The 10,029-nt window shown below is 57.6% G+C and carries 11 protein-coding genes; 2 read left to right on the forward strand and 9 right to left on the reverse strand.

What is annotated here, in order from left to right; genetic code table 11:
- The 9 genes from NE584_RS18430 to NE584_RS18470 form a co-directional block, all read right to left on the reverse strand.
- Positions 1-1,131, reverse strand: a 1,131-nt coding sequence (locus tag NE584_RS18430) for a glycosyltransferase (RefSeq protein ID WP_256183463.1), incomplete at its 3' end; no start/stop codon positions are given.
- Between the two features lie 97 nt (positions 1,132-1,228).
- Positions 1,229-1,606: a hypothetical protein gene (locus tag NE584_RS18435; protein WP_050625272.1), complete on the reverse strand. Its 378-nt coding sequence runs from the start codon at positions 1,604-1,606 to the stop codon at positions 1,229-1,231.
- Between the two features lie 1,212 nt (positions 1,607-2,818).
- The gene (locus NE584_RS18440; RefSeq protein WP_050625271.1) at positions 2,819-3,052 is read right to left on the reverse strand and encodes a carbon storage regulator; all 234 of its coding nucleotides are present in this window, start codon (positions 3,050-3,052) and stop codon (positions 2,819-2,821) included.
- Positions 3,046-3,492, reverse strand: a complete 447-nt coding sequence (gene fliW / locus NE584_RS18445; RefSeq protein WP_050625522.1) for a flagellar assembly protein FliW — start codon at positions 3,490-3,492, stop codon at positions 3,046-3,048. Before fliW ends, NE584_RS18440 begins: the two co-directional genes overlap by 7 nt.
- Before the next feature lie 24 nt (positions 3,493-3,516).
- Entirely contained in the window at positions 3,517-4,122 is a 606-nt protein-coding gene (locus NE584_RS18450) for a DUF6470 family protein (protein WP_050625270.1), read from the reverse strand.
- A 90-nt stretch (positions 4,123-4,212) separates the two neighbouring features.
- A complete protein-coding gene (locus NE584_RS18455) occupies positions 4,213-5,349 on the reverse strand; it encodes a flagellin (RefSeq protein WP_050625269.1) in 1,137 nt (378 codons plus the stop codon).
- Between the two features lie 35 nt (positions 5,350-5,384).
- The gene (gene flgK / locus NE584_RS18460; protein ID WP_256183464.1) at positions 5,385-7,004 is read right to left on the reverse strand and encodes a flagellar hook-associated protein FlgK; all 1,620 of its coding nucleotides are present in this window, start codon (positions 7,002-7,004) and stop codon (positions 5,385-5,387) included.
- Between the two features lie 11 nt (positions 7,005-7,015).
- On the reverse strand, positions 7,016-7,474 hold the full coding sequence (gene flgN, locus NE584_RS18465; protein ID WP_050625267.1) for a flagellar export chaperone FlgN: 459 nt from the start codon (positions 7,472-7,474) through the stop codon (positions 7,016-7,018).
- 3 nt (positions 7,475-7,477) lie between these two features.
- On the reverse strand, positions 7,478-7,780 hold the full coding sequence (locus NE584_RS18470) for a flagellar biosynthesis anti-sigma factor FlgM (protein WP_108979531.1): 303 nt from the start codon (positions 7,778-7,780) through the stop codon (positions 7,478-7,480).
- Positions 7,781-8,201: 421 nt separating this feature from the next.
- Between NE584_RS18470 and NE584_RS18475 the strand changes: the two genes are divergently transcribed.
- Both NE584_RS18475 and NE584_RS18480 read left to right on the forward strand, forming a co-directional pair.
- Complete coding sequence (locus NE584_RS18475; RefSeq protein ID WP_242850372.1) at positions 8,202-8,606, forward strand: bacteriohemerythrin; 405 nt, start codon at positions 8,202-8,204, stop codon at positions 8,604-8,606.
- A 287-nt stretch (positions 8,607-8,893) separates the two neighbouring features.
- Complete coding sequence (locus tag NE584_RS18480) at positions 8,894-10,000, forward strand: flagellin (protein WP_256183465.1); 1,107 nt, start codon at positions 8,894-8,896, stop codon at positions 9,998-10,000.
- Positions 10,001-10,029 lie beyond the last annotated feature (29 nt).

Below are 10,029 nucleotides of genomic sequence, written 5' to 3' on the forward strand. Positions count from 1 at the left end.
CCCCCCGCCCCGCCCCCCCCGCCCCCCCCCCCCCCCCCCCCCCCTCTCCGTCTCTCCAAGCAGCTGTTCCAGCACCGCTACATTGCCCCGCAGCCGCGGGTCCGATGGAGCACAGGCGAGGGCAGCCCTGGCCTCATCCAGCGCCAAGGCCCTCCGCCCAGTCTGAAAAAGGGCCTGACAGCGAAGGTCGTGGGGCAAGCTGCCCCAGGAGTCCGCCTCACAGATATAGGTTTTTGGGCGGATAGTGATGGACAGGGCACAGCCGGTAAAGTAGAGCACTCCATCCCATTCCTCCATGTCATACAGCATCCTGGCTAGATCCATATACGGCTCCCGCAGATGGGGGGCCTCTGCAATGGCACGGAGATACCAGTCCCGTGCTCGGGCCCGGTCTCCCTTTCGGAGCCAGGACAGGGCGATATACCGCATGGAGGCCGCCCGCTCATCTTTCCAGGTGGCGGTGGGCATGGACAGGTGGTGCTCCAGGGTGCGGATGCAGTCGTCCCAGCGGCCCCGGTACATGTACTCCCGGCCCAAATAGTGGGTGTTCCGGTCATCCTCCGGCTCCTCCTCCACGGACAGTTCCAGCAGAGGCAAGTACTGTCCCCGGGACTTTGTGGGGTCGGGGTGGTGGTCCAGCTGCATCCCCTCTACCGTCACGGTGGGGCCGGGGACCCCCTCGCCCACCCATTTAAGGACCTCGTGGACCGGGTGTATCCACTGATAGCCGTACCTGGCATGGGCCTTTTCATACCAGAAGACCACCCCCTCGCTGCCGTCAGGGTTGAAACTCCAAGTATAGCGGTAGGTCGCCTGTCCGGCCCCCGGCTGCCAGGCCCGCTCCAGCGCAGCCCGCCATCCGGGGTGAAACACCTCATCCAGATCGGTGCACACACAGATGTCTGTGTCCTCCGATACTAGGTCCAGAGAGCGGTTGCGGGCCACGTCGAACCGCCAAGGAGAGATGAGCTCTACCGTGACCTGAGCGCCCCGCTTTTTAAGGCGTTCCACTGTGTCATCCGTAGAACCGGTATCCAGCACCACCACCTGATCTGCTTCGGACATGGAATCCATCCACCGGTCCACAAACTGGGATTCGTTTTTACAGATCGCATAGACCGCGATCCTCATGACTGTCACTCCTCCTTCTGAGAGGCGGGGTGGACGGCACATCGTACCATCCACCCCGCTTTATGCCTCAAGGCTCTGCCCGGGCAGTATCTTTTGATCAGTTCAGCTTTTGGATCACGATGGCGGCCTCAGTCAGGGTCACATTGTTTTCGGTAGAGGCCAGTGTAATGGTAGCCGTTCCGGTCACATTTACCAGCACCGTGGCCGCCAGGTTGGCGACATTGGAGGTGGTGGCAATGGTGGCTTGGCTCTCGCTGCCGGGGACGGGAGTCGAGTTGTTCTCCAGCTCCACACCTACAGTCCCGGTGCTGGTGGTGTTGGACGCCACCGCAGAGTAGGAGATCAGGTAAATCCCTGACTCACCCAGCGTAAAGGTGGGGGTGCTGGCGGTATGGGTAATGGCAGATCCTTCTTCCACCTGGTTGGTGTCAAAGGAGGCGTCATCGCCGGTGGAAGCCAGTGTCTGAGTCCCCACATTGGTGGCATACAGTGCATTCAGCGGGGGAGGAGAGCCGGCAGGTCCGGTAGCGCCCGTTGCGCCGGCAGGGCCGGTGGGACCGGTGGGGCCCTCAGCGCCGGCGGCACCCGCCGCTCCAGTTGCACCGGCAGGCCCAGTAGGTCCAGTAGGACCGGTTGGCCCGGCAGGGCCGGCAGGTCCGGTGGCACCCGTTGCGCCAGCGGGTCCGGCAGGACCAGCAGGCCCGGTGGGGCCCTCGGCACCCGTCGCACCCGTCGCGCCTGTCGCACCAGCAGGGCCGGCAGGTCCGGTAGGACCGGTGGCACCTGTCGCGCCTGTGGCGCCGGCAGGGCCTGTGGCTCCGGTGGGGCCGGTCACGGTGACCAGATCAAAGTCCGCCGAGGAGCCCGGCGTCCCGGTAGCGCCGCTGCGGTTGGTGCGGTAGAGGGCACCGTTGTAGTAGACCAGTGTGCCCAGGTCATACGGTACCCCGGGAACGAACTGTGTGACATCATTCAGCCCTTCACCGGCAGGGCCGGTGGGACCTGTGGGGCCGATAGGACCGGCAGGACCGGCCGGTCCAGTGGGACCCGTGGCTCCGGTAGCGCCCGTTGCGCCCGTGGCACCCGTAGCCCCGGTGGCTCCCGTGGGCCCGGTAGGTCCAATGGGGCCGGCCGCGCCGTTGGGGGAACCTGATATAATTGGGATAATCAGTAGGGACCCTTGTGCTGCCGCGGTTTCACTGGTCTAGTCCCATTTTTCACAAAAAATGCGGCCGCTTTTGCCGAGATAACAAAATAAAGGACCAGGTCATTTGACCTGGTCCTTCATTTTGTGACACTGCCCTATTTGTTGGCGCGCTGCAGGAAGCGGGTGGCCTGGACAGGCTGGCCCGGCAGGGCAATTCCATTAGCTTATGAACTTCCATTTCCAGAAGCCTTACAGAACACCATGGTGTCTCTGACGGGAAAGATCATTCAGGAAGAACTGTTGCCTCAGCCGGAAAAATATATCCTTGACTATCAGTAGGGATTTGGAGCCCCCAGACAAGAAGCTGTTCCGATAGGAACGAAACCTGTGAACATGGACTTTGAAGAGTATCGATTGCAGGGATACATCACCCAGATCTCCACCCTCTGCGGCAGCAAACGTATTCCAGATCTTAACATGGTGCTCATCAACAAGAACATGCACAGGTCCGGGATGGAGCACAGTACGCAAGAGCTGGGATCAGGGATGAAGCAGAGATTTTTCCAGATCCTCCACCAATTTGACGCAATCCACATTGGCCGAGTCAAGGTTGACAGAGGCCGCCTGTTGGAGCTCGCTGCGCAGGATCAGCACGTCTTTTGGGGCATTGATGCCCAGCATGACGGTGCCGCTGGCGTCGACCGAGAGGATGGTCACACTGATCTGATCGCCTATGACAAGCGATTCTCCGCCCTTTCGACGCAAAATCAGCATACAGACCCCGCCTCCTCAGATCGAAACTCAGAAAGCCGGTGGCGCATATGATAAGTTCCGGTATCCAAAATGACCTGGACCGCTTTTTTCTCCTCAGCATGGATCACAATGGGACATTTCAAATTCACGGTACTCTCGCCTACAGGCTCCCGGACGACACACAGGACATAATAGCACAGGTCCTGGCTGGAGGAGACCCCCATAAGGTAGAGTTCCTCATCTGACAGAACAGGAGCATAATTTGGATCCAGAGAAAAAGGATTCATGGCTACAAAAGCAAGTGAAGGGGTGCCAACGCTCTGAAAGCAGAGCAGATTGCCTCCGCCCCCATGAAAGGGGAGAAGCAGAAACTGCTTCTCCTCTTCAAATCCAAAGATCCCATTCGGAAACGAGAGCACCTCGGTGGGATCATAGTCGATTTGGCCAAAATATTTTGTCATGAGATGCAAGATCGATCCCTCCTGTTATGCCTGCATATCAATGGGCTCATAATTTGGATCAGAGGAGGGGGGGACGTACAGCGGACCGCCCACATATTTGATGATGACATCTGGGCGCTGAGTCATGGTAAATTCAATATCCCCGGGTACAAAGGTGAAATTCATCTGATTCATGCGCCAGTTGAAGTTCAGTTTGTCCATCTCATAGCGGATGCTCAGCTCACCTCCCTCCCAGGAGAGGTCAGGGGCGGCGCTGGGGAGAAAATCGATGTTTACATTCAAAGGTCCTTCCGCAGTCTGCTGCCGGGCAAGCTGAGGAATGATATCCTGATCGATTTTGGCTTCCATCATCATACGCCCCTCCCGGGCCAATACAGAGGTGGCCTGATAAGCACCCTGTACTCCGTTTTGCGCCTGCTGCTGGATCAGCTGGGCCGTGGTGGGAGTAACGGAGCTGCGAGCCTCAAAGGTGTCAATATTGACCCGGATGGGATGGCTGCGGATATTGAGCCCGCCCTGTTCACGGGAGATCTCCATCTGAGCCGTTCCTCGGGCATATTCCAGGTGAGCGTCAGTGACCTTCATCTGGATCTCGATTGGAACTGTGGTGATTTCGATCAACGGATACATCGATGTTCACACTCCTTTTTAATCAGATCCGCAGCTGGGATTTCGATCTCACGGGCGGGCGGGTCTCCTTCCGGCCCGGCCCTAGAGCCGTTACCGCAGATAATCCATCAAAGACTGGGGAATGACATTAGCGCCTACCTGAAGAGCGGCGTTATAGCAGGTCTGGGCATAGGAGAGCTGCAGGATCGCGTCTACCCGGTCGATGTCCTCAATGGCGACCAGCTCATTGTTCAGCGAGTCAAAGGTGCTTTTCAGGCGGGTCTGATTGGTCTCCAGATAGTCGGCCTGGGAGCTGAGCTCCACGTGCTCCTGAATAAGGCCGTTGTGGGCTTTTTCAAATTTGCTTACCAGACGGCTGGCATCGTCATAGTTGCCGGCGGGGCCCCATGTCCCCTCTGTATTGGCCGCGTCATTGTGCTGATAGCCGCCGAACACATCAGAGATGCGCAGCATGATGGAAACGATGTTTTTGGGATCTCCATCTTCATCCAGCCCAAAGCCGAGGATATCCATCCCGGACAGAGCGGAATCAAAGGCGGTGGAGGGGATCACGGCTCCATTTCTGTCCAGCTGGAAGCCGAGTCCCACATCCACATACAGAGTTTCTCCGGCCATGTCCGTCAGCTTGTCGTGGACGTCTGAGTTTGTCAACGGCACTCCATTTTCCAGAACTTCTTTTCCGTTCAGGTCCAGATAGACGTCATCGTTGTCCGGAACATCCACCCTCCAGCCCCGGAAGGTAAGCACATCCACGGGGGGATTCTGGCTCTGATCCTCCTGAATGGCGAAGGGAGCCTCTCCTGTTTCGGAGCCGTTAAAAATAAAGTCGTTCTCATACTTGCCATTGAGCACTTGAACAATGGCGTCCGCGCCCGAGCGGATGACCTGGGCGTAGGAGTTGAGCGAGCTGAGATGGCTGTTGTCCAGGCCGCCCAGTGCGGGAGCCTGCGCCAGGTCGTGGGTGAGCTCGTTGGTCACCTCATCCAAAATGGAGTAAGCGGTGCCAAATTTATTCAGGACAGTTTCGTTGTTGGCAGCTTGGGCATTGACGGCGTTCAGCGCACTGTGAAGCTTAAAGGCGCGGGTGGCCCCGGCGGGATTGGAGGCGTAGGAGTCAAAATTCCGCCCCGTCATGAGCTTTTCCATGGCGCTGTACAGCTGATTGGAACTCTGCATCAGATTGGACTGATACATATGGAGCGTGCTGTTGGTGGTCACGCGGATCATAGTTGATTCACCTCATTATGAAAAAATGCCGAAGGTCAGACCACAGTGCCGTTGATGAGGGAGTCCAAAGCCTCCTCCAGCACGGTCATCAGCCGGCAGGCGGCGGTATAAGCCTTTTGATAGGTCATCAGGCTGGTGGCTTCATCGTTTAGATCCACCCCCATGACGCCCTCACGGTCTGTATAGACCTCGCTGGCCGTTGCGGAGTAGTTGGTCAGCAGGGCGGTGGTGGTCATCTGGTCCTCGGCCAGAACGGACTGCACATGGAGCAGCATGTCCTCGAAGGTGCCGTGATAAGCCTCTCCCACTGCATCTCCCCCGGCGACGTGGTCGGGATCGAATTTTATCTTCTGGTCAAAGAGGGCCAGGAACTTGGAGAGATTGGAGGTATCACCGCTGGGGGCATCCGGTTTGGTGGAGGCCTGGAGAGAGACCTTATCCTCTGCCCAGGCCTGGGAGATGGAGATGTTCGCTGCGGTGATGGCGCTGGCGTCGTTGGTGGCGCTGCCCATGCTGAACAGATTTCCACCCGCGAGCAGATTTCCCTTATCATCGTAAATATGATTCAGCTCGTTCATAGCGGCGGCAAATTCATGGGCCAGGGAATCCAAAGCCTTCTGATAGTAGGGGATGCCCCGCTTTACAGCGGCATTCGGGTCATTGGTGGTGCCGTTTATCGTGTATTCGCCGGCTTCGGTCAGCATTTCACGGGTGGACTGGAGCGCTCCGTACAGGTCGTTATCATCTAGCTGTTTCGGGGCATTCGGGGCTTGAGGATGTTTGTTCCCAGTTTTGTCCTGTAGAGGGTGTAGGGAAATCAGATAGCCCTTCGTGGCGTCCCCCGTCTCAAGCTTAGTGGCGTATTTTCCGTCCACCAGCGTATCCTTGCCGCCGGTGCCCAGCGTAACGGTCATTTTTTCCACCATCAGGCCGGCGCCCACGTCCTCCATCTCATATTTTACGTCGATATCCATGTACTGACTCAGCTGATCCAGCAGGAGATTGCGCTGGTCCCGCAGCTCCAGGGCGGCATCTCCCCGGATGTCCGCATCCCGGATGGATATATTCAGGTCCCGCAGGCTGGTCAGGATGTTATTGACGGTGTCTACCTGGTCCTTGAGCTGAGTCTCCCAGGTCTCCGTCATGTCCGCAAGCTTATCTGCGGCATCGTTGAACAGGGAGCAGAGGGCCTTGGCCGAGGCGCGGATCAGTCCCTCCTGGGTGGAGTCAAGACCGCTGGTGATGGCCTTGTTGATCAGATCGCGCAGGTCGTTGAGCTGGTTGAGGAGAACGCCGTCATCCTGCTCACCGTCCCCCTTGCCCACCTCATCCAGGATGGAGGCCAGCTTTTCCAGACCGGCCAGCTTGGCGTCGGCGGCGCCCACGTCAGCCGAAGCATTGCGGTAGGCGATATCCAGCCCGGGGTCCCGGAGCTGGGAGACCCCGGTGGTCAAAACGCCCTGCCCCACCCGGGTCTTATAGGGGGAATAATACCGGTCCGAGGCGGAGGTGATCAGGCTGACCTGATCCAGCCGCTGGCGGGTATATCCCGCTGTATTGATGTTGGTGATATTGTTTCCAGTCACGTCCAGCCCCTTTTGGGCGGCATAGATGCCGAGACGGACTGTATTGAAGGAACCAAATGTACTGCTCATGATCGGCCTCCTCAGACTCTGAGATCGGTGTGTGTGTCGGAGCCGGTGCGGCTGGCGGTGGAGGGACCTTCTTCCTCCAGCCCTCTGCGCTGCAGCTCCTCTTCGATCAGCCGGAGCCGGCTCTCCATCAAAATGCGGGAGGGCTCCTGGGCGCTGCTCAGGATGCGGTATTGGTTGATAAGCCGCTCTGACATGCGTCTGGCGGCCTCCCGGTGCTCTGGAGGACAGCGGCTGGGAAGCTCCCGGAGGGAGACATCCTCCAGCCCCAGTGCGGCGAGGAGACGCGCGCGCTTTTGCTCAAAGCCCTTCAGGGTCATGGAAAAGGCCTGCTCCCGCTTCATGCAGTCGTTCAGCGCATCCAGATCCCGGGCGCTGACAGCGGCTGACTTCTTCTGTTCAACGTCAACGAGCTGCTGGAGCGTGTGCTCCAGCTCCTCCAGAAAATTCAGATATTCAGAAAAATCCACCATATGTCAGTCCTTTCCCTGCAGCAGCATGCGGGCGGCGATCTGACCGGGGTCCACGGAATAGAGGCCGTCCTGGACCTGCTGACGGAGCGCCTCTATCTCGTGACAGGTGGGGCGGGTCCGGATCTGTTGAGAGATCTGCGCGGTCAGCTGGCGCACCCGCCCCTGCATGCCGGCGGGCTGCCCTGAAAACTGGATCTGATCGAAGCTCTGCCGGAAGCCCCCGGAGACCTTTTGGGTGCGGGAGGAAGAATACCGGCCGACCTCTCCCAAGGGAGAGAATCCGCCGCGATCGATACGGAATTCCATGGAAATGTCTCCTTTCGCGGATGCTCAACAAATATGGAGCGGGACCCTGGTCCGGGGACTTGGGGGAGCGGACAGCCGGGAAGATAGGAGGGGGGGATAAGAGACGGCTGCGGATATCCTTCCAAAGCCCCAGACCAGTACACTGTAAATATCGTCCGGAAAATCTAAAAGTTAAGCGGCGGGGGCAAGTTTTCTTGGAGAGTATGCCCGTTTGCAGGCAGTGAAGAAAAATTTTTGTCAGGGGCAAGGGGTTATTTTTTAAAATATTTGAACGATATAGAAATAGGGGAGACCTATAAAAAATAAGCCGCGGTTTTTGGGATGCTCCCTCTCTGGCGGATGGGCGGAGCATGAAAGGAAAACCTTCCCCAGGCGCCAAAACAAGATCCGACCGATCATAATTTTGAGGGGAGATAGAGCTATGGCAATGAAATATGAGCTGACCAGTGATCTGATGACAGGAAACAGTCTGATCGATGCGGAGCACAAGCAGCTGTTCGACGCCATCAATGACCTGATGGATGCCTGTGCCCAGGGGGTGGGGCGGGAGAAGATCATGTCCACCACCCAGTTTCTGAACAGCTATGTCAATAAGCATTTCGGCGACGAGGAGAAGCTGCAGGTCCAGAGCAAGTATCCCGGCTATGCGGCCCACAAGCAGTTTCATGACGGCTATAAGCGCCAGCTTTCCCAGACGACTCAGGCGCTGATCGCGGAGGGCCCCACCGTCAAGGCGCTGGGCGACCTGAACCGGATCGTGGGGGTGCTGGTGTCCCACATCCGGATCGAGGACAAGAAGCTGGCCCGCCATGTGAAGGGCGCCTGAGACGGACACGGCGCCCCCGGAGGCGGCGGAATAAAACTGTGAGACTGCCCGGGAAAGCGGCGGAGCCGCTTTCCCGGGCAGTCTCAGGGGAGCGGAAAATTTTCCTGCTCCCCTTATTTTTTTCAAAACCTGGACGATGAGACTCACAGAGGAGGCAGAGAGATCCGGAGTCTCCCGCCTGCTCGTCAGCAGGATCTTTTGGCCGCCGTGAAGGCCTGCGGAGGCTGGGAGATCAGAGCAGGGCAAGAAGGAACTTGCCCGCAAAACATCAAGGAGGAATAAAGATCATGCGTATTCAGCACAACATCATGGCGATGAACGCCTACCGCAACTACACCAACAACACCAGCGCCCTGTCCAAGAACCTGGAGAAGCTGTCTTCCGGCTATAAGATCAACCGGGCCGGCGACGACGCCGCGGGTCTGGCCATTTCCGAGAAGATGCGCGCCCAGATCACCGGCCTGGACAAGGCCCAGGACAACGCCAAGGACGGTATCTCCCTGGTGCAGACCGCCGAGGGCGCCCTCACCGAGGTCCACGACATGCTCAACCGCATGTACGAGCTGGCCGAGCAGTCCGCCAACGGCACCTTTGAGGACAAGACCGACCGCGCCCAGCTTCAGAAAGAGGTTGTACAGCTCCGCAACGAAATCGACCGCATCGCCGACTCCGCCAACTTCAACGGCATCAAGCTGCTGGATGGCTCCCTGGAGAACAATAAAGTTCTGAACCTCAATACCGCCATCTCTGCGTCTGTGGCCGCGGATTCTAATGTAAGTGCAGGTGACAAGACAAATGGTATTGATCTTTCCAAGCTTGCAAATGGTGATACGGTAACAATCAATGGCAAGACCTATACTATGGCAGGTGCAGCTGATGCGAGTAAAGCTCAATTTAATGATTTGGCTGAATTGAAAAAGCAGGTAGAGGCAGATAATAAGGGGTACACTCTGACTACTACTACTAACACCAAAGTGACACTTGCTGGAACCGGAAAAGAGCTAATTCTACAGATTGGTGATACATCCGAGACATTCAATCGGCTGAATGTCTCTGTTAATGACTGTCATAGTGATGCGCTGAAAATTGATACCTTGGACATTGGCAATCAGGATGGTGCTGCCAAGGCTCTGAATGTTATTAAGAACGCCATCAATTATGTGTCTGATGTCCGCGGCACCCTGGGTGCCACCCAGAACCGTCTGGACCACACCATCAACAACCTGTCCGTCATGCAGGAGAACATCCAGGACGCTGAGGCTACTATCCGTGACACCGACGTGGCCGACGAGATGATGGCTTATACCAAGAACAACATCCTGATCCAGTCCGCCCAGGCCATGCTGGCCCAGGCGAACCAGGTCCCCCAGGGCGTGCTGCAGCTGCTTCAGTAATCCCAGGAAAGTTCATACGCAAAAGAGAA

The sequence above is a fragment of the Clostridium sp. DFI.5.61 genome, assembly GCF_024462915.1.
Classification (GTDB): domain Bacteria; phylum Bacillota; class Clostridia; order Oscillospirales; family Oscillospiraceae; genus Lawsonibacter; species Lawsonibacter asaccharolyticus.